This is a genomic window from Streptomyces sp. NPDC100445 (genome assembly GCF_044759735.1).
In the GTDB taxonomy this organism is placed as follows: Bacteria; Actinomycetota; Actinomycetes; order Streptomycetales; family Streptomycetaceae; genus Streptomyces.
In genome coordinates, this window is record NZ_JBIVZV010000007.1 from 383,536 (window position 1) to 405,115 (window position 21,580).

Consider the following 21,580-nt stretch of genomic DNA (forward strand, 5'->3'; position numbering starts at 1 on the left):
GAACCGCTTCGGTCACGCGCCGCGCCCCGGCGCGGGAACGCCGGACACGCGGGCGCGAGAACCGGAAGCCGACCTGCCGTGGCCGATGACATAACCGCAGAATCAGTGACTCGCCGCGCCGGTGGGGGAAACGCCATGGGGATCCGGGTCTTCGGCCGCGTGGTCATCGCTGCCGGGCCCGGGGCAGCCGCGCCTCGGAGAGGTCCCGGGCCGCGGGCGCCTCCGGGCCGGACCAGGCGGAGATCAGCGCGACCGCCTGCTCGGTGTTGAGGCGCGGGTCGCACAGGCTGGTCCGCCGGACGGCCGGTCCGTCGAGCGCGGACAGGTCCGTGACGCACTCCAGCACGTCGTCGGGCGTGGTCTCCAGATGGAGCCCGCCCGCCACACCGCCGGCGGCGGCCACGGCCTGGCGGAAGCCGCGGATCTCCCGGGCCAGGGTGCCCAGCAGGCGTGTCTTGTGGCCGCCCGGGGCGGCGACCGTGTTGCCGTGCATGGGGTCGCTGAGCCAGATCACCGGATGCCCGGCCAGCCGGACCGCCTCGACCAGCGCGGGCAGCCGGTCGGTGACCACGTCGGCACCCATACGGACGATGAGGGTCAGCCGGCCCGGCTCCCGCAGCGGGTCGAGCCGCTCGCACAGGGCGGTGACCTCCTGGGCGGTGGTGGTGGGGCCCACCTTGACGGCGACGGGGTTGACGACGCCGGCGACCAGGTCGACGTGAGCGCCGTCGAGCCGGCGGGTCCGCTCGCCGATCCACGGCCAGTGGGTGGAGCCGAGCCAGCGGCGCCCGTCGCCCAGGTCCCGGATCAGGGGCAGTTCGTAGTCCAGGACGAGCGCCTCGTGGCTCGTCCACACCCGGGGCCCGGCACCGTGGACCGCCGGGCCGCGCCACCCCAGGTGCCGCATGGCGTCGCTCGCCGCCATGTAGGCGGTCAGGATGCGCACCGGGTCGTGCCGGCGGCTCTCCGGGTCGGGCTCCGGGCCGTTGACCATGTGCCCCCGGTAGACGGGCAGTTCCAGGTCACCGACCCGCTCCACCGGCTTCGAGCGGGGCTTGGCGAACTGCCCCGCGATGCGCCCGACCCGCAGGACCGGCTTGCCGGTGGCCGCCTCCAGGGTCCCGGCGAGCAGGGCGAGCACGGCGGACTTGCGTCCCACGTGCTCCGCGCCGCACTCGCCCGGGTCCTCGGCGCAGTCCCCGGCCTGGATCACCAGCGTCTCACCGCGGGCCACCCGGGCCAGCGAGGCCCGCAGCCGACGCACGTCCGCCACCTCGACCAGCGGCGGGCGGCCGGCCAGCACCTCGCGGATGCGCCGCACCTGTGACGGGTCGTCCCACTCGGGTTGCTGCTCGGCCGGCTTGCGCAATTCCGTGACGGCTTTTCCCACGTCGGGTCTCCGGTGAAAGGTCGGTCGGGATATGACTGCGCTCATGGGCGGACGGTCCTCGAAGGCCCTTCGGCAGCCTCTGCCGGGCGCCGCGACGGGCCGGGAACGGACGGTCGGTGACCCCCGCCGGTGCACGCCACCGGAGCTCCGCCCCCGGGTGGTGGAGCGGTGATTCCCAGGGGGCCGGAACCCTTTCCTCGCGACGGCCCGGTCGGAAGTCCGGCGCCCCGCGAATGGCTCTGTCCGACCCTCTCACCGATGTAGCCGCCGCCCCAATCCCCTGGGGATCCCCTACGTCCCCCCTAGGTGTGCTGTCCAGGTGAGCCTCGGGCCCCGGCCCGTCCCGGGCAGTCGGGCCGGCGGGAAACGCGAAGACCCCGCCCTGGTGGGCGGGGTCTTCGGGGGACCGGTCGGTCAGGGGGTGCGCGACGGGCCGACGCACACCCCCAGCAGCTCCGAGGGGGCGCGCAGGACGACGTCGGGGTGCTCGGCCAGGAGGGTCTCGTCGTCGCCCTCGCCCCACAGGGCGGCGATCGCGGCGACACCGGCGCCCCGCGCGCTGGCGAGATCGGTGACCGCGTCGCCGATCATGACCGTCCGCGCCGGGTCGGAGCCGAGCACGTCGAGGGCCTTGAGCACGATGTCCGGTGCCGGCTTGGGGCGCGCCACCTCGTCGGAGCCGATGACGACGGTGAACAGGTCGAGCAGACCGAGCTGTTCCAGGAGCGACCGGGCCCGCGGACCGCTCTTGCCGGTGGCCACGGCGAGCCCGATCCCGTGCGCCCGCAGCTCCCTCAGCATCTCCGGCACGCCGTCGAAGACCGTGACGAGGTGTGCCAGCCGGTAGCTCTCACGGACGAACGGGGCCTCCATCTCCAGCGGCAGGCCCATGATCCGCATGATGTCGGGGAAGTAGCGGCCCAGGTGACGCTCGTACTCCTCGAACGGCGGCTCGCCGTGCCCCACCACCTCCGCGTGGGCGGTCCGGAACGCCTCGCGCATCACGGCGAAGCTGTCGACGAGCACCCCGTCGAGGTCGAAGACGACCGCGCCGACGGGCCCCGCCCGGTGGGCGCGGGTGCCGGTGGCGGCGTGGTCCTGACTGGTGACAAGACTGTCCATGGCGCTGTGGCGCTCTCTCTCGTGGGACGGCGGGGCGGCGACGGGCCGTTGCCGCGGCGGTACGGGCAGGGACACCGGCGTAACCCGGCGGCCGGTCACACCCGCGTCGGCGGTGCGGTCTCCCGCCCGGCGCGGGCCGCGGAGTACACCCGCTCGATGGCGCCGACGGTGCGGCGCACCTCCTCGATCACCCGGCCCGGCCCGGACGGGTCCCGCAACCGGGCGGCCAGTTCGTCGAGCTGGCGGTCGTACTCGGTGCCGACGGGCTCCTCGGGCACCGGGAGCCTGTGGGTGCCGCCGTCACGGGTGACGGTCAGCTCCGAGCGGGCCAGGCGGTTGGGGCTGAAACCGAACGTGCACCGCAGGGTCGCGCTGCCCTCGCTGCTGTCGACCCGCACCCGGGTGACGTCGAGTTCCTCATGCGACGCCCAACTGGCGTGCAGCGACAGCGAGATGCCGTCGCCGGTGACGAGGAACGCGCGTGCGGTGTCCTCGACGTCGACGGGGCCGGCGGGCGTGCCGCCGTCCGCCCCGCCCTCCTCGGCACGCCAGGACACCCGCGCGGTGTCCCGGGCGATGAAGTCGCCGGAGACCGCACCGGCGACCTGGACGAACTCCGCCCGGCCCAGCAGCGGCGCGGCGATGTCGAACAGGTGCCAGCCCAGGTCCAGCAGGGCCCCGCCGCCGGACAGCCGGCGCTGGGTGAACCAGCCGCCCGCGTCGGGCACGCCACGGGCGCGCACCCAGGACAGCTCGACGTGCCGGACACGGCCCAGTCCGGCGACGCTCGCCAGGAGCGCCCCGACGTCGGCGCGATGACGGGCGGCGCTGCCCGCCAGCAGCCGGGCGCCGCCGGCCCGTTCGGCCTCGGCGAGGAGCTCCGCCTCCGCCGGTGTCAGGCACACCGGCTTCTCCAGGAAGACCGGGATGCCCTTGCGGAGCAGGCTGCTCGCGATCGCGCAGTGCAGGTGGTTGGGGACCGCCACGACCGCCAGGTCCACCTGCGCGGGGTCCAGGTCGTGGACGGCGGCCAGGACCGGGATGCCGGCGTGGTCCGCGGCGACGGCCGCCCGCGAGACCGGATCGGGGTCCACCACCGCCCGCACGGTGAAGTCCGGGTGCGGGCGCAGCCGGGGCAGCCAGATGGACCGTGCGGCCCAGCCGAGGCCCACCACGGCGGTGCGGACCGGCCGGCCGCCGGGGCGCGCGGCACTCATGAGCCGAGCACGTCGGCGATGACGGCGGCGACCTCGTGCATCTGCTCCTCGCTACCGAGCAGGGTCCGGTGGTGCAGCCACAGGCAGTCGGAGGTGAGCGCCTCGGAATGGGGGCAGCGGCGGGCCAGCTCGTCGACGGACAGGTCCGGCGCCCCGGACTCCCAGAAGGCGTCGGTGCGGTAGACCGAACGGAACGCGACGAAGGCCGGCAGACCACGCTCGATCAGGGTGTCGACGACCCGGGCGCGCCGCTCCTCGGTGATGCCGGGGACCCGGAACATCGCCATGTAGTGCGGGTTGCGGTCGCAGCGGCCGTCCAGCCGCTGCGGCACCACGCCGGGTATCTCGGCGAGCAGCGAGGACAGCAGCGGCCAGCGCTCCTCACGTGTGGCGATCTGCCCGTCCAGGCGGCCCAGTTGGGCGCGCAGCACGGCCGCGGAGAACTCGTTGATCCGGAAGTTGGAGCCCGAGGTGCGGTGGAAGTACCCGCGGTCGTCACGGGGACGGCCGCAGCTGTGCCGGATGAAGCCCTGCTCCGCCGTGGTGGCGTCCGGGAACAGCACCGCCCCGCCCTCGCCCGCGGTCATGAGCTTGCCGTTCTGGAAGGAGAACGCCGCGACCGAGCCCAGCTCACCGACGCGCCGGCCGTTCCAGGTGGCGCCCTGCGCGTGCGCGGCGTCCTGGATCAGCGGCACGCCGGAGTCGGCCGCGAGCTTCTCCAGGGCGTCCATGTCGGCGAGTTGGCCGGCCATGTGGACGGGCATGATGGCGCGGGTCCTCGCCGTGATCGCCTTCTCGGTCTTCACCGGGTCGATGCAGTAGGTGTCCGGGTCCACGTCCACCGGCACCACCACGGCGCCGAGGCGCTGCGCGGCCTGGGACGAGGAGATGAACGTGAAGGCCGGGACGATCACCTCGGTGCCGGGGCCGACACCCATGACCTCCAGGGCCAGTTCGAGGGCGTGCGTGCCGTTGGTGACCGCCAGCGCGTGTTCGCTGCCGTGGTACGCGGCGAACTCCCGCTCGAAGGCGTCGACCTCACCGCCGCCCATGCGCCACCACTGCCCCTGCTCCAGCGCGCGGATCAGCCCGGTGCGTTCCGCGTCGTCGTACTGCGGCCATGCCGGAAGGTCCGAGCCCAGTCGCACACCACTGCTCATGCTGTCCCCTACTCCTCGGTCTGTGCGCATGCGAATCACTTCCGCGTCGGTCGTCACGGAGGTACGGCAGCGCCCGCCTCCGGCGTACCGGTGTCCACACCGGCGCCGGTGGCAAAGGACGCCCTCGGCGGCCGCCCCGGCCCGGTCGCCGCGATCGGCACGCTAACCCAGTGGCCGAAACGGCGTATTCCCCTGGGCACCCCCCTATGTGTCCCCTTGCTGCCTGTGACCCCGAGGTTCACGCGCCGATGCCGTGCTATAAAAAAAACTTCCCGAGCAGACCCGTATAGGGCGAGGTGCGCATTGAGCAGGCTCCTGTTGTTGAACGGGCCGAATCTCGGCATACTCGGTAGCCGTCAGCCCGAGATCTACGGAACGGACACGCTCGCCGACATCGAAGGATGGGTCGCCGAGGAAGTCGCGGGCCGCGGCTGGAAAGTCGAGGCGTTCCAGCACGACGGTGAGGCGGAGATGATCCGCACCATCCAGACTCACTACGACACCGTGGGCGCGATCATCAACCCGGCGGCCCTCATGATGGCCGGCTGGGGACTGAGGGACGCGCTCGCCGACTATCCGCGCCCGTGGATCGAGGTCCACCTTTCCAACGTCTGGGCGCGCGAGCAGTTCCGCCACGAGTCGGTCACCGGCCCGCTCGCCTCCGGAGTCATCTTCGGCCTGGGCGCCACGGGTTACCGGCTCGCGGCCCGCGCGCTGCTGGAGAAGGTCACCGACAGCTGACGCGGCGCCCGCACCCCGGCGAAGGCGCCACGACCCCCCCGCCCGGCGGCGCGGCGCCCGCGCGCCGACGCCACGGACACGACCGAAAGCCGAGGACAGCACACGATGCACCAGGGAAAGACGGCGGACTCCGTACTGGCCGCCCACCGCGACCGGTTGCGCCCCGTCGACCGGATGATCCCCGAGGCCGATCCGCTGCCGGAGCCCGCCGACGGCCAGGACATCCTGGAGGTCGACGGCGCGCACGGCCTGCTGACCCACACCCGGGTCGCCGCCGACGAGCTGGAGGCCGTGCTCGGCCCGCTGGACCGCTGGGAACTCACCCCCCGGGTCGATGGACCCGACGCGATGGCCGCGCTGCTGGCCCGGCTGGACGAGTACCTGGCGGGCCATCCCCAACGCCCGGGCGGGGACTCCATGGCCGCCGTCGAATGGCCCAGCCGCGACGTCGCGATGACCGCCGTCCTGCGCGCCTCGGGGTTCGTCCCCGACTTCGTCATGATCGGCCGGCTCAAGGGCAACGACCTCGTGGCCGAGCCGGGCAACGTCCGTGTGCGCCGGGCCACCACCGAGGACAGCGACGAGGTGTTCGCGTTGCAGATGGTGGAGACGCGTTTCGACGCCGCCGTCAGCGGCGCCGTCGAACGCGCCAACACCGAGGAGCTGCTGCGCGCCCAGCTCGCCGAGTCGCTCGCGCTCGACGAACCGTTGATCTGGGTCGCCGAGTACCAGGGTGGGATCGTCGGCATGCACCGCGGCGAGGACCCCTCCGACCCGCAGCAGGCCTGGCTCGCGACGAAGATCACCGCCACGCCGGTGGCGCACCTGGTCTGCCAGGCCGTCAAGGAGGAGTACCGCGGCCTCGGCGTCGGCACCTCCCTCGCCAACCACGTCCACAAGGAGCTGGACGCCATGGGCATCGGCGCGGCGGTCGGGTACCACGCCATGTTCAATCCGGTCTCCATGCCGTTCTGGCACCGCCTCGGCTGGCGCCCGTACTGGAACCGCTGGGTGCGCACCCCGGCCGTCTGACCGCACCGTGGCGACCATCCGTACGAGCCCCGTGGAGTGAACATGCTGGTGAAGGCGCTGGAAGAGCGGGCCGACACCGCTCCCGACCACATCGCCCTCGAATGCGAGGGCGAGGAAGTGACGTTCCGGGCGGCGCACGAGCGGGCCAACCGCCTCGCCCGCCACCTGGTCTCCCTGGGGGTGGGGCCGGACAGCGTCGTCGCGGTGATGCTGCCCCGCTCCACGGACCTGCTGGTGACGCTGCTGGCGGTGCTCAAGGCGGGCGGGGCCTACCTCGCGCTCGATCCGGAACACCCCGCCGAGCGCGTGGCGTTCCAGGTCCGTGACGCCGCCCCGGCCGTCCTGGTGACGTCGGCCCGCATCGACCCGGCCCGCACCGACCTCGGCCCCACCCGGATCGTGCTGGACGATCCCGAGACCGCCGGGACGCTGGCGGCGCTGCCCGCCGGTCACCTGACGGACGCCGAGCGGACCGCCCCGCCGGGAGCCGAGGACCTCGCCTACGTCATCTACACCTCCGGTTCCACCGGCACCCCCAAGGGCGTCGAGATCCCCGTGCGCGCCCTGCACAACCTGCTGGAGGCGATGCGGGAACGGCTGTCGCTGGGACCCGGCGACCGCATGCTGTCGGTCACCACCGCCACCTTCGACATGTCGGTCCCCGAACTGTTCCTGCCGTACTACACGGGCGCCCGCGCGGTCGTCGCGCCCCGCGCCACCGGGCAGGACCCGCGGGAACTGGGCGACCTGATCGTCCGCCGGCGGATCGGCACCGCCCAGGCCACCCCCACCCACTGGCACATGCTGGCCACCGTCAGCCCCGGGGCACTGCGCGGCCTGCGCGTCCTCATCGGCGGCGAGGCGCTGCCGGAGAAGCTGGCGGCGACCCTGCTCGACCTCGGCGCCGAGGTCGTCCAGTGGTACGGCCCCACCGAGACCACCGTGTGGTCCACGGTGCACCCCGTCACCGGGCCCGGGTCGGCGGCCGTCATCGGCAAGCCCCTGCGCAACACCCGGCTGTACGTCCTCGACGAGGACCTCGCGCCCGTCGCGCCGGGAACCGAGGGCGAGCTGTTCATCGCCGGCGCCGGCGTGGCCCGCGGCTACCTCAACCGGCCGGAACTGACCGCCGAGCGCTTCCTGCCGGACCCCGCCGGTGACGGCACCTCCCTGATGTACCGCACGGGCGACGTGGTGCGGATGCGCCCCGACGGCGACCTGGAGTACGTCGGCCGCGCCGACCACCAGGTCAAGCTGCACGGCTTCCGGGTGGAACTCGGCGAGATAGAGGCCGCGCTGGAGCGCTCCGAGGACGTGGACCAGGCCGCGGCGACGGTCCGCGAGGATCGGCCGGGCGACCGGCGCCTCGTGGCCTACGTGACGGCCGCGACGGGCCGTGCGCCCGACGTCAGGGAGCTGCGGGACTCCGTGGCGCGGACCCTGCCGCTGTACATGGTGCCGTCCGCCGTGGTCGCCTTGGAGGAGTTCCCGCTCACCCCCAACGGCAAGCTCGACCGCAAGGCCCTGCCGGCGCCCGTCGTCGAGCACACCGCCATGGTCGAGACCCACCTGACCCAGTCGGAGCTGCTGCTCAGCCGGCTGTTCGCCGAGGTCCTCGGCGTGGAGCAGGTCGGCCCGCGCGACAGCTTCTTCGACCTCGGCGGCTCCTCCGTGCTCGCGGCCCGGCTGATGGCGCGGGTGCGCGCCGAGATGGACCTGGAACTCCCGATCCGGATGCTCGTGGAGTCGCCGACCCCGGCCGAGCTGTCCCGGCAGCTGACCGGTGAGACACCCGAGGACTCGTTCGCCGTGCTGCTGCCGCTGATGACGAAGGGCTCCGCGCGGCCGCTGTTCTGCCTGCGCCACCTCGGCGGCACCGCCTGGTGCTACGGCGTCCTCGCCCAGCACTTCGACCTGGACTACCCGATCTACGGCCTCCAGTCGCACACCTTCCAGGAGTTCGACACCCCGGTCGACAGCATCGCGGCCATGGCGGCCGACTACGCCGACCGCATCCGCGCCGTGCAGCCCAGCGGCCCCTACCGCCTCCTGGGCTGGTCCTTCGGCGGCGTCCTGGCCCACGCCGTCGCCACCGAGTTCCAGAAGCGCGGGGATGACGTCGAGTTCCTCGGCGTGTTCAACACCAACCCGCACATCACGGACAAGGAGGACCGGGACGAGCAGGGGCTGATCGAGTTGATCCTGCTGATCAACGGCAAGGACCTCGCCGGCTACGAGCGTCCGCTCCGGTACGAGGACATCGCCGAGTTCGCCGACATGGCGACCAACTACGCCTGGCACGGCCGGAAGAGCGCGGCCGAGACCTTCGTCGAGACCATGCTCACCGACCTCGGCGCGTGGAAGGGCCACCGGCCGGAGAAGTACAGCGGCACCATGCACCTGTTCGCGGCCGACCCCAGCCCGGTCGCCGAGACGGCCTCCAGCGAGGCCTGGGCGCCCTACGTCGCGGGCGACATCGTCCGTCACGAACTGGGCTGCGGACACGAGGAGATGCTCAGCAGTCCCCGGGTGCTGCGCCGGGCCGCCGCGATCGTCACCGAGCACCTGAGGGACTGACCGGGGCCTCGCGGGGCACCCCGACCGGGCCGGTGCCGGCCCGGTCGGCGGCGGGTGTGCCACGGGGCGCGGCGACGAGCCGGGAAGCGCGGCGTCCCCGCCCCGCGCGCCCCCGCGCCGCCCCCGAGACCCTCCCGGGTCGCGCCGGGCGGCCGTGGCGCGCGAGGGGCGTGGGAAGCCCGCCGCCGCCCCCGAAGCCCGCCGCCCCGGACGGCCCCGCCCCGGACGGCCCCGCCCCCGCCCCGGAGGGCTCCCGCCCCGGAGGGCTCCCGCCCCGGAGGGCTCCCGCCCCGGACGGCTCCCGTCCCGGACGGCTCCCGCCCCGGACGGCTCCCGTCCCGGACGGCTCCCGTCCCGGAGGGCCGCCGTCCCGGACGGCCCCCGGCCCCGACCCTGCCGCCCGCGCCGCCCCGGCCGCCCGCCGGTCCGGCTCGGCGTCCGGGCGAGCCGCCCGGGGACACGGTGCCGGTCCCCACGCCAGCACCACTGCGCCGCCGGAGGCGATCCGCGCCCCGCGTGCCACGCCCACCGCGATCCACCGGGCCCATCCACCCGGGCCCATCCACCCGGGCCCATCCACCCGGGCCCATCCACCCGGGCCCATCCACCCGGACCCGGGTGTACCGACGCGCCGAATGTGTCATGTCCGTCCGAGTCCGTTCTCCGCCCGTCCCGCCGCCGACGGAAGACCCGGACGACATTTATTCTCCCCGAAAGCCCCCGGCAATCACCGGCCGTTTACAACGGGCGTATTCGGGCGGACGGCAGATAACGTAATGGCTGGTCGTGGGGTGGTGGAGCCTATTTCCGGCGGTCCGTCGCCCCAAACTTCTCCGCGGTGAATTCTGGCCCCCATCCGACCGAGAAATGTAGGGGGGGTTAGGGGGCTGCCGGGCAGTGCGGACCGGCACAACAATTTCGGGTAGGGCGAACCATCTGCCATTGCGGGCTGCCCGTCCGCTGTCGCCCCGGAGGGATGACGCCACATGTTGCGCACGGAGCTGATCCGGCCGCTTCCCGAACTGCTGGCCCTTCAGGCCCGTCGCTTCGGGACCAAGGTCGCCTACAGCGATGCCCGCCGGAGTGTCACCTACGCCGAGCTGGAGCTGCGCACCCGCCGGCTGGCCGGCCACCTGGCTGAGTTGCGACTGCAACCCGGCGACCGCGCGGCCATCTGCCTCGGCAACCGGGTGGAGACCGTCGAGAGCTACCACGCGATCACCCGGGCCAGCGCCATCGGCGTCCCCGTCAACCCGCAGAGCAGCGACGTGGAACTCACCCACATCCTCGACGACAGCGGCGCCCGGATCGTCATCACCGACCACCTCCACGTGGAGCAGCTGCGGCGGCTGCTGCCGGAGCGCCCGCACCTGACGGTCGTCCTCGTCGGCGACGAACGGGTGCCGTCCGGCTTCCTGCCGTACGAGACGTTCGCGACCCGCGACCCGGCCACCCCGGCCCGCGACGACCTCGGCCTGGACGACCTGGCGTGGATGCTCTACACCTCGGGCACCACCGGCAGGCCCAAGGGCGTGCTCTCCACCCAGCGCAACTGCCTGTGGTCGGTGGCCGCCTGCTACGTGCCGGTGCCCGGACTCGGCCCCGAGGACCGCGTGGTGTGGCCGCTGCCCCTCTTCCACAGCCTGTCGCACATCGCCTGCGTGCTCTCCGTCGTGGCCGTGGGCGCCAGCGCCCGCATCGTCGACGGCCTCTCGGCCGAGGACGTGCTGACCGCGCTGCACGAGGAGCGCGCCACCCTGCTCGCCGGCGTTCCCACGCTGCTGCACTACCTCCTCGACGCCGCCCGTGAACGCGGTTTCGCCGCACCCCGGTTGCGGGTCGCCCTGGTCGGCGGCGCGGTCACCACCGCCTCGCTGCGCCAGGCGTTCGAGCGCGTCTTCGGCGTCCCGCTCATCGACGCCTACGGCTCCACCGAGACCTGCGGCTCCATCACCGTCAACTGGCCCTCGGGCGAGCGACCCGAGGGTTCCTGCGGGCTGCCGGTGGTGGGCCTGGGCGTCCGGCTGGTGGACACCGAGAGCGGTGAGGACGTCCCCGACGGCCAGGAGGGCGAGGTGTGGGTGCGCGGGCCGGGCGTCATGGCCGGCTACCACAACCAGCCCGAGGCCACCGCCGCCGCCTTCCACGACGGCTGGTACCGCACCGGCGACCTCGCCCGCCGCGACCGCGCCGGCTACTTCACCATCACCGGCCGCAAGAAGGAACTCATCATCCGGGCCGGCGAGAACATCCACCCCGGCGAGGTGGAGGAGGTCCTGCGGACCGTGCCCGGCGTCGCCGACGTCGCGGTCGTCGGCAAGCCGCACGACGTCCTGGGCGAGGTGCCGGTCGCGTTCATCGTCCCCGGCCCCCAGGGACCCGACACGGAACGGATGTTCGCCGAGTGCCGCGAGCGGCTCTCCTACTTCAAGGTGCCCGAGGAGCTGTACGAGATCGAGTCGGTCCCGCGCACCGCCTCCGGCAAGATCATGCGCCATCGGCTGCTGGAGACGCACGCCCGGCTGCGCGCCACCAGCAGCGGCCTGTACGACTCGCTGTTCCGCGTGGACTGGATCCCCAGCTCCCCGCTGTCCCTCGGGGGCCGTGAGCGCGCACCGGTCCGCTGGGCGCTGGCCGGCCCCGACCCCCTCGGCCTGGCCGCCGCCCTGGCCGACGCCGGCCTGCCGTGCGACGTCCACCCCGACCTGGCCGCCGCCCACGCGGCGGCCCGCCCCCCGGCGCAGGGCGGCCCCGGCGTCCTCCTCGTGGACCGGACGTCCGGCGCGCCCGGCCCGGCGGACCCGTTCGGGGCGGACGTGCGGCGGACGGCCGCCGCCCTGGAGGACTGGCTCGCCGACGACCGCACCGCGGACGTCACCCTCGTCGTCCTCACCCGGCGCGCCGTGGCCGCCGGGGACGGCGAGGACGTGCACGACCTCGCGCACGCCCCGCTGTGGGGCCTGGTACGCGCGTTACAGACCGAGCAACCCGGCCGGCTGGTCCTCGCCGACCTCGACGTCGACGGGCTCGGCGAGCACGGGGCGCGGCCGTTGACCGCCGCCGTGGCCGCGGGCGAGCCGCAGTTCGCCGTCCGCTCCGGCGTCGTCCTGCTGCCACGCCTCGCCCGCGTCTCCACGGACCGGGAGGAACCGCCGCCCGGGCCGCTCGATCCGGCCGGCACGGTACTGGTCACCGGCGCCGCCACCCCCCAGGGCACCGCGCTCGCCCGGCACCTCGTCGCGGCGCACGGCGCCCGGCACCTGCTGCTGACCTCCGCCCCCGGGCACGGCGACGAGACCGTGCAGGGACTGCGCGCCGAACTCGCCGCGACCGGGGCCCGGGTCACCGCCGTGGCCTGCGACCCGGACGAACCCGGCGCGCTCGCCGCGCTGCTCGCCGACGGCCACCGGCCACCGCTGACGGCCGTGGTGCACGCCGAGGAGAGCACCGGCACCGGCGCTTCCGTCCGGGCGGCACACCTGCTGCACGACCTGACCGCCGGCGTCGGACTGGCCGCGTTCGTCCTGTGCTCCTCGCCCGTCGGCGTCCTCGGCGCTCCCGGCGCCGGCGAGGCCGCGGCCGAGTCCGCCGCGCTGGAGGCGCTGGCACAGCACCGGCGTGCCCACGGCCGGCCCGCGCTCTGCCTGGCCTGGGGCCCCTGGCGGGACGGCGCGACCGGGAGCGCCGGGGACGCGGCCCCCCGCACGGCCGGTGAACTGACCGAACAGCAGGCCCTGGTGATGTTCGACGCCGCGCACGCCGCCGGCGAGGCGGCCTTCGTCGCGATGCGCCTGGACAACGCCGCCCTGCTCGGCGGGCCCGTCCCCGCCCCGCTGCGCGGCCTCGTCGACACCACGGCCCGGCGGACCCCCGCGGAAGCCGCGGACCTGCGCGACCGCTTGGCGGACCTGCCCGCCGAGGAGCGCGAGGAGACACTGCTGCGGCTGGTGCGCGCCGAGGCGGCCGCCGTCCTCGGCCGGACCGGCACCGACGGCGTCCCCGCCGACCGGGCCTTCAAGGAACTGGGCTTCACCTCCGTCATGGTCGTCGCCCTGCGCGACCGGCTCGGTGCCGCGACCGGACTGCGGCTCCCCGCCACCAGCGCCTTCGACCACCCCACGCCCGCGGCCCTGGCGCGCCGGCTGCTGGGCGAGGTGTTCGGCGAACCCGACGACGGGGCCGCCCGGCCCCTGCCCGCGACGCCCGGCGCGGTCTCCGACGAACCGATCGCCATCGTCTCGATGGGCTGCCGGCTGCCGGGCGGTGTCACCTCGCCCGAGGAGCTGTGGCGGCTGGTCGCCGAGGGCGCGGAGGGACTCTCCCCGTTCCCGGCCGACCGCGGCTGGGACCTGGCGGAGCTGTACGACCCCGACCCCGACGCCGCCGGCACCTCCTACGTCGAGGTCGGAGGCTTCCTGGACGACGCCGCGGGCTTCGACGCCGGCTTCTTCGGGATCTCTCCCCGCGAGGCACTGGCCATGGACCCGCAGCAGCGGTTGCTCCTGGAGACCTCCTGGGAGGTCCTCGAACGCGCCGGTCTGGACGTGACCGCCCTGCGCGGCGCGGACGTCGGTGTCTTCGCCGGGGTCATGTACCACGACTACACCGCGCGGGCCGTGCGGCCCGCGAAGGAGATCGAGGGCTACCTCGGCGTCGGCGGCGCGGGCAGCGTCGTCTCCGGCCGCATCGCCTACACCTTCGGTTTCGAGGGTCCCGCGGTCACCGTGGACACCGCCTGCTCGTCGTCGCTGGTGGCCCTGCACCTGGCCGCCCAGGCACTGCGCTCGGGGGAGTGCTCCCTGGCGCTGGCCGGCGGTGTCGCGGTGATGGCGACACCGGGCAGCTTCGTGGAGTTCTCCCGCCAGCGAGGCCTCGCCCCCGACGGCCGCTGCAAGGCGTTCGCCGCCGCGGCGGACGGCACCGGCTGGTCCGAGGGCGTGGGCCTGCTCCTGCTCGAACGGCTCTCGGACGCCCGCCGCAACGGCCACGACGTGCTGGCCGTCGTGCGCGGCACCGCCGTCAACCAGGACGGCGCCTCCAACGGGCTGACCGCCCCCAACGGCCCCTCCCAGCAGCGCGTCATCCGCCGGGCCCTCGCCAACGCGGGCCTGACGCCCGCCGACGTGGACGCCGTCGAGGCGCACGGCACCGGCACCGCCCTCGGCGACCCGATCGAGGCCCAGGCCCTCCTCGCCACCTACGGGCAGCGGGACGGGACGGGCGAGCCGCTGTGGCTGGGGTCGCTGAAGTCCAACATCGGGCACACGCAGGCCGCCGCGGGCGTCGCCGGTGTGATCAAGATGGTGGAGGCGATGCGGCACGGCGTGCTGCCTAGGACCTTGCACGTGGACGAGCCGACCCCCGAGGTCGACTGGACCCGGGGCGCGGTGGAGCTGCTGACCGAGGCCCGGCAGTGGCCCGAGACCGGCCGTCCCCGCCGCGCGGGCGTCTCCTCCTTCGGCATCAGCGGCACCAACGCCCACGTCGTCCTGGAACAGGCCGCCGACGAACCCGCCCCCGCCGGCACCGCCCCCGGCGACATGGGGGAGCGCGCCCTGCCCGAGGGACTCGTCCCGCTCGTCCTGTCCGCCAGGTCACCGCAGGCACTGCGTGCCCAGGCCGCACGCGTCGCCGCGCTCCTCGCGGAGGAAGACGCTCCCGCACCGGCCGACGTGGCCCTCACGCTCAGCGGCCGCGCCGCCTTCGAACACCGCGCGGCCGTCGTCGCCGGCTCCCCGGAGGAGGCCCAGCGCGACCTGACGGCCCTCGCCGAGGGCGACGGCACGACCGGCACCGCCACCGACGGCAAAATCGCCGTCGTCTTCGCCGGGCAGGGCGCCCAGCGCGCCGGGACCGGCCGCGAACTCCACGCCGCCTTCCCCGTGTACGCGCGGGCCTTCGACGAGGTCTGCGCCGCCCTGGACCCCTGGCTCGACCGCCCGCTGCGCGACATCGTCCTGGCCGAACCCGGCACCCCGGACGCGGACCTGCTCGACCGGACCGCCTACACCCAGGCCGGCCTGTTCGCGGTGGAGGTCGCCCTCTTCCGCCTGGTGGAGTCCTGGGGCGTGCGGCCCGACCTCGTCGCCGGGCACTCCATCGGCGAACTCACCGCCGCCCACGTGGCCGGCGTCTGGTCCCTGGAGGACGCCGCCGCCCTCGTCGCCGCCCGCGGTGCGCTGATGCAGCGGCTGCCCGGCGGCGGCGCCATGATCGCTGTCCGGGCCACCGAGGAGGAGATCGCCCCCGCCCTCGGGGACGGCGTCGCGATCGCCGCGCTCAACGGCCCCGAGGCCGTCGTCCTCTCCGGCGACGCCCCCGCCGTCGAGGCCGTCGCCGCTCGCTTCGAGGCCGACGGCCGCAAGACCAAGCGGCTGCGGGTCTCCCACGCCTTCCACTCGCCGCGCATGACACCGATGCTCGACGCCTTCCGCGAGGTCGCCGCCGGACTCACCTTCCGCACCCCCGCCCTGCCGGTCGTGTCCAACCTGACCGGCGCCCTCGCCGACCCCGCCGAGCTGTGCACCCCCGAGTACTGGGTACGGCACGTCAGCGGCACCGTCCGCTTCGCCGACGCACTGCGCACCGTGCGCGAGCAGGGCGCCCGCACCGTCCTCGAACTCGGCCCCGGCGGGGTCCTGACCGCCATGGCCCAGGACTGCCTGCCCGACGACGTCGACTGCGTGGCCGGGCTCCGCGACGGCAGGCCGGAACCGAGGACGCTGCTCACCGCCGTCGCCCGCGCGTACACCCGGGGCGCCCGGGTCGACTGGTCCGCGCTGTTCACGGGCAGCGGCGCGAGCCGCACCACCGTGCCCGCCTACCCCTTCCAGCACGAGCGCTACTGGCTGGACGCCTCCGGCCCCGGCGCCGGCGGCGGTCTCGACGCCGCGGGCATCACCGCCACCGGCCACCCCCTGCTCACCGCCACGGTCGACCTGCCCGAGGCCGACGCCGTCACCCTCACCGGACGCCTCTCCCCGGCCGCCCAACCCTGGCTCACCGACCACGCCGTCGCCGGCGCGGTGCTGCTGCCCGGCACCGCCCTGGTGGAGATGGCCGTCCGAGCCGGCGACGAGGTCGGCCACGGCACCCTGCGCGAACTCGTCCTGGCCAGCCCCCTGATCCTGCCCGACAGCGGCGCCGTACAGGTCCGCGTGCACGTCGGACCGCCCGACGGGACCGGCGACCGGCCCGTCTCCGTCCACTCCCGGCCCGACGGCGGCGACACCGCGTGGACCCGCCACGCCGGCGGACTCCTGACCCGGACGGCCACCGACACCGACACCGGCACCGACCTGTGGCCGCCCACGGACGCCACCGCCGTGCCCGTGACCGACTTCTACCGGGAACGCGCCGCGGCCGGCTACGAGTACGGCCCGGCCTTCCGCAACCTGCGCGCCGTGTGGACCCGCGGCGCCGAGGTCTTCGCCGAGGTCGGCCTCGACGACGAACTCCACGCGGACGCCGCCCTGTTCGGCCTCCACCCGGCCCTCTTCGACGCCGCCCTGCACCCCAGCGCCCTCGGCGCCGTCACCGAACCGGACGACGGCCGGCGCCTGCTGCCCTTCGCGTGGCAGGGAGTCCGGCTGTACGCCGCGGGAGCCACGGCCCTGCGGGTCCGGATGGCACCGACCGGCCCGGACGAGGTGTCCCTGCGCATCACCGACACCACCGGCGCCCCCGTCGCCGCCGTCGACTCCCTCGTCCTGCGCCCGGTGGCCGCCGAGCAACTGAGCCCGGCCGCCGCACCGCACCACGACGCGCTGTTCCGCACCGTGTGGACACCGCTGCCGGCCGAGGCGCGCGCGGACGGACTCCACGGCATCCGCGTCCTCGACACCACCACCGCCAACGGCACGGACACCGGCGCGGCGGCCGTACGGGAGCTGACCTCCCGTGTGCTGGCGGACCTCCAGGCGTTCCTCGCGGACCCCGGCGACGACACCGCGCGGCTGCTGGTGCTCACCCGCGGCGCGGTCGCCGTGCACGACGGCGAGACGGTCACCGACCCGGCGGGCGCCGCCGTCTGGGGCCTGGTGCGCTCCGCCCAGTCCGAGCACCCCGACCGCATCCTCCTCGTCGACCTCGACGCCCACGCCGCCTCCCGCGACATCCTCACCGGCGTCCCGGCCGCCGCCACGGCCCTGGAGGAACCCCAGCTGGCGCTCCGCGAGGGAGAGGTCCTCGCGCCCCGGCTCGGCCCGGCCGCCGACGACGGCCTGCCGATCCCGGACGGCGCCCGCACCTGGCACCTGGACACCACCGGCCCCGGCAGCCTGGACAACCTCGCCCTCGTGCCCGACCCCGAACCGGGCCCGCCGGCACCCGGCCAGGTCAGGGTCGCCGTACGCGCCGCCGGCATCAACTTCCGCGACGTCCTGATCGCCCTGGACATGTATCCGGGCCGCGCCGCGATCGGCGGCGAGGCCGCCGGCGTCGTCCTGGACACCGGGCCCGGCGTCACCGGCCTCGCGCCCGGTGACCGCGTCATGGGCCTCTTCCCCGGCGGCGCCTTCGGACCACAGGCCGTCACCGACCACCGCAGGCTCGTCCGCGTCCCGGCCGGCTGGAGCTTCGCGCAGGCCGCCGCCGCACCCGTCGCCTTCCTCACCGCCCTCTACGGACTGCGCGACCTGGCCGGCCTGCGCCCCGGCGAGAAGGTCCTCGTCCACGCCGCGGCCGGCGGGGTCGGCAGCGCCGCCGTCCAGATCGCCCGCCACCTGGGCGCGGAGGTGTTCGGCACCGCCAGCCACGGCAAGTGGGACACCCTGCGCGCGGTCGGACTCGACGACGCCCACATCGCCGACTCCCGCACCACCGGCTTCGAGCAGCACTTCCTCCGCTCCACCGGCGGCCACGGCGTCGACGTCGTCCTCGACGCGCTGGCCGGTGAGTTCGTCGACGCGTCCCTGCGCCTGCTGCCGCGCGGCGGCCGCTTCCTGGAGATGGGCAAGACCGACCTGCGCGACCCCGCCGACGTCGCCGCGCACCACCCCGGCGTGCGCTACCGGCCCTACGACCTCGCGGAGGCGGACGACGACCGGGTGCGGCAACTGCTCGACGAACTCGCCGGCCTCTTCGAACGCGGCGTGCTCCACCCACTGCCGGTCACCGCGTGGGACGTACGACGCGCCCCGGACGCCTTCCGGCAACTCGGCCAGGGCCGCCGGACCGGCAAGGCCGTACTCACCCTGCCGCGCCGCCCAGACCCCGCGGGCACCGTCCTCGTCACCGGCGGCACCGGATCGCTCGGCGCGCTCGTCGCCCGCCACCTCGTCACCGAGCACGGTGTCCGCCACCTCCTGCTCACCAGCAGGCGCGGCCCCGACGCGCCCGGCGCCGCCGCACTCACCGCCGAACTGACCGCCCTCGGGGCGTCGGTACGCGTCGTGGCCTGCGACGCCGGCGACCGCGCCGCCCTGGCCCGGCTCCTGGAGTCCGTACCGGCCCGGGCACCCCTGACCGCCGTGATCCACACCGCCGGCGTCGTCGACGACGGCGTGCTCTCCGCCCTCACCCCCGAGCGGATGGCCACCGCCCTGCGCCCCAAGGCCGACGCCGCCCTGAACCTGCACGAGCTGACCCGGCACCTGGACCTCGCCGCCTGGGTGCTGTTCTCCTCGGCCGCCGGCGTCCTCGGCAACCCCGGACAGGCCAACTACGCGGCGGCCAACTCCTTCCTCGACGCACTCGCCCGCACCCGGCACGCCCAGGGACTGCCCGCGGTGTCGCTCGCCTGGGGCCTGTGGTCGCACGCCAGCGACATGACCGGCGGGCTCGCCGCGGCCGACCTGCGTCGCACCGAGCGCGCGGGCATGCTCGGCCTCACGGCCGCGGAGGGCCTGGCCCTGTTCGACACCGCCCTGACCGCCGACACACCGGCCCTCGTCCCGGCCCGGTTCGACCCGTCCGCCCTGCGCGCCCAGGCGGCCTCCGGCGGCCTCCACCCCATGCTGCGCGCACTGGTCCGCACACCGCGCCGTGCCGCGGCCACCGGTACGGCCACCGGCCGCACCCTCGCCGCACGCCTCGCCGCGCTCCCGGCCGACGAGAAGGCGGACTTCGTCCTGGACCTCGTCCGCAGGGAGGCCGCCGCCGTCCTCGGGCACGCCGACGCCTCACTGGTCCTGCCCGACCGCGCCTTCAAGGAAGCCGGCTTCGACTCGCTGACGGCGGTGGAACTGCGCAACCGGCTGGGCAAGGCCGCCGGCAAGAGGCTGCCGACGACCGCCGTGTTCGACTACCCGGCGCCCGCCGCGCTCGCCCAGTACCTGCTCAAGACCCTCGACCAGGAGACCGACCCGGTCACCGCCAAACTCGACGCCCTGGAGAGCGCACTCGACACCCTCCTCACCGAGGAACTGGCGCACTCCGGCGTCCACTCCCGGCTGCGGTCCCTGGTCACGCGCCTCCAGGAGGCCGCGCTGAGCGGCACGCCCGCGGAGACCGCCGCCACCGCGGACGGACTCGACGACGCCTCCGCCGACGACGTCTACGCCTTCATCGACAACGAACTCGGACTCGGCTGACCCGCCGCCCACCGGACAAGGAGACCAGGTTCCATGACCACCGACGAGAAGGCGCTCACCTACCTCAAGCGGGTCACGGCCGAGCTGCGCCAGACCAGGGAGACCCTGCGCGAGGAACAGGACCGGCGGACCGAACCCATCGCCGTCGTGGCCATGGGATGCCGGCTGCCGGGCGGCGTGACCTCGCCGGAGGGACTGTGGCACCTGGTGTCCGAGGGGACCGACGCGATCAGCGCCTTCCCGGCCGACCGCGGCTGGGACCTCGACGCCCTCTACGACCCCGACCCGGACGTGTCCGGCACGTCGTACGTGCGTGAGGGCGGCTTCCTCGACGACGTGGCCGGCTTCGACGCCGACTTCTTCGGGATCTCCCCGCGCGAGGCCCTCGCCATGGACCCGCAGCAGCGCCTCCTCCTGGAGACCTCCTGGGAGACCCTGGAACGCGCCGGGCTGGACCCCGCCACCCTCAAGGGCGCCGACGTGGGCGTCTTCACGGGCGTCGCCGGACAGGAGTACGCCCCCCGCATGGGCACCGGCTCCCAGGAGATCGAGGGCTACGTGCTGACCGGCGGCGCCGGCAGCGTCGTCTCCGGCCGCATCGCCTACACCTTCGGTTTCGAGGGTCCCGCGGTCACCGTGGACACCGCCTGCTCGTCGTCGCTGGTGGCCATCCACCTGGCCGCCCAGGCGCTCCGCAACGGCGAGTGCTCGCTGGCGCTCGCGGGCGGTGTCGCCGTGATGTCCACACCGGGCGCCTTCGTGGAGTTCTCCCGTCAGCGCGGCCTCGCCCAGGACGGCCGCTGCAAGGCCTTCGCCGCCGCCGCGGACGGAACGTGCTGGGCGGAGGGCGTCGGCGTGCTGCTCCTGGAGCGCCTGTCCGACGCGCGCCGCAACGGTCACGAGGTGCTGGCCGTCGTCCGCGGCACCGCCGTCAACCAGGACGGCGCCTCCAACGGCCTCACCGCCCCCAACGGCCCCTCCCAGCAGCGCGTCATCCGCCGGGCCCTCGCCAACGCGGGCCTGACGCCCGCCGACGTGGACGCCGTCGAGGCGCACGGCACCGGCACCGCCCTCGGCGACCCGATCGAGGCCCAGGCCCTCCTCGCCACCTACGGCCGTACCCGCACCGGCGACACGCCGCTGTGGCTCGGCTCCCTGAAGTCCAACATCGGGCACACGCAGGCCGCCGCGGGCGTCGCCGGTGTGATCAAGATGGTGGAGGCGATGCGGCACGGCGTGCTGCCGAGGACCCTGCACGTGGACGAGCCGACCCCCGAGGTCGACTGGACCGAGGGCGCGGTGGAGCTGCTGACCGAGGCCCGGCAGTGGCCCGAGACCGGCCGCCCCCGCCGCGCGGGCGTCTCCTCCTTCGGCATCAGCGGCACCAACGCCCACGTCATCCTGGAACAGGCCCGGCCCGAGGAGACCGCCGACGACCCCCGCCCGGCCGGCACCGCCCCCCGTGGCTTCGTGCCGCTGACGCTCTCCGGCGCCACCCCCGACGCGCTGCGCGCCCAGGCGGCCCGCCTCGCCGACCACCTGCGCGCACACCCCGACACCCCCCTGCCCGACGTCGCCCTCTCCCTCGTCACCACCCGCACCCGGTTCCCGCACCGCGGCGTCGCCGTCGCCTCCACCCACCACGAAGCTGTGCGGCGACTCGCCGACCTCGCCACCGCCCCCGACACCACCCCGGCCGCCCACCCCCGGCAGGCCGTGTTCGTGTTTCCGGGTCAGGGGGCGCAGTGGGTGGGGATGGCGGTGGAGTTGTTGGGGGAGTCGGAGGTGTTCGCGGGGTGGATGGGGCGG

9 protein-coding genes are annotated in these 21,580 nt (G+C 74.9%); 5 read left to right on the forward strand and 4 right to left on the reverse strand.

Annotated features, from left to right (window positions below):
* Window positions 1-163 precede the first annotated feature (163 nt).
* The 4 genes from ACIQVT_RS19645 to ACIQVT_RS19660 form a co-directional block, all read right to left on the reverse strand.
* Window positions 164-1,390: a 3-deoxy-7-phosphoheptulonate synthase gene (locus ACIQVT_RS19645; protein WP_403754871.1), complete on the reverse strand. Its 1,227-nt coding sequence runs from the start codon at window positions 1,388-1,390 to the stop codon at window positions 164-166.
* A 414-nt stretch (window positions 1,391-1,804) separates the two neighbouring features.
* Window positions 1,805-2,512 carry an HAD-IA family hydrolase gene (locus tag ACIQVT_RS19650; RefSeq protein WP_403754874.1) on the reverse strand — a complete coding sequence of 236 codons (708 nt, stop codon included), beginning with the start codon at window positions 2,510-2,512 and terminating at the stop codon, window positions 1,805-1,807.
* Window positions 2,513-2,607: 95 nt separating this feature from the next.
* Window positions 2,608-3,729, reverse strand: coding sequence for a Gfo/Idh/MocA family protein (locus ACIQVT_RS19655; RefSeq protein WP_403754877.1), 1,122 nt, complete (start codon window positions 3,727-3,729; stop codon window positions 2,608-2,610).
* Window positions 3,726-4,889, reverse strand: a complete 1,164-nt coding sequence (locus ACIQVT_RS19660; protein WP_403754880.1) for a DegT/DnrJ/EryC1/StrS family aminotransferase — start codon at window positions 4,887-4,889, stop codon at window positions 3,726-3,728. The genes ACIQVT_RS19655 and ACIQVT_RS19660 overlap by 4 nt, the downstream gene beginning before the upstream one ends.
* A gap of 303 nt (window positions 4,890-5,192) precedes the next feature.
* On the opposite strand from ACIQVT_RS19660, the gene ACIQVT_RS19665 reads away from it, so the two are divergent.
* From ACIQVT_RS19665 to ACIQVT_RS19685, 5 genes are all read left to right on the forward strand, one after another.
* Window positions 5,193-5,630 (forward strand): type II 3-dehydroquinate dehydratase, encoded by a 438-nt coding sequence (locus ACIQVT_RS19665; protein WP_403754883.1) that lies wholly within the window; start codon window positions 5,193-5,195, stop codon window positions 5,628-5,630.
* A 105-nt stretch (window positions 5,631-5,735) separates the two neighbouring features.
* Window positions 5,736-6,662: a GNAT family N-acetyltransferase gene (locus ACIQVT_RS19670; protein ID WP_403754886.1), complete on the forward strand. Its 927-nt coding sequence runs from the start codon at window positions 5,736-5,738 to the stop codon at window positions 6,660-6,662.
* A 42-nt stretch (window positions 6,663-6,704) separates the two neighbouring features.
* Window positions 6,705-9,239, forward strand: coding sequence for an amino acid adenylation domain-containing protein (locus ACIQVT_RS19675; protein ID WP_403754889.1), 2,535 nt, complete (start codon window positions 6,705-6,707; stop codon window positions 9,237-9,239).
* A 986-nt stretch (window positions 9,240-10,225) separates the two neighbouring features.
* Window positions 10,226-19,771, forward strand: a complete 9,546-nt coding sequence (locus ACIQVT_RS19680; RefSeq protein WP_403754892.1) for an SDR family NAD(P)-dependent oxidoreductase — start codon at window positions 10,226-10,228, stop codon at window positions 19,769-19,771.
* Window positions 19,772-19,804: 33 nt separating this feature from the next.
* Window positions 19,805-21,580, forward strand: a 1,776-nt coding sequence (locus ACIQVT_RS19685) for a type I polyketide synthase (protein ID WP_403754895.1), incomplete at its 3' end; no start/stop codon positions are given.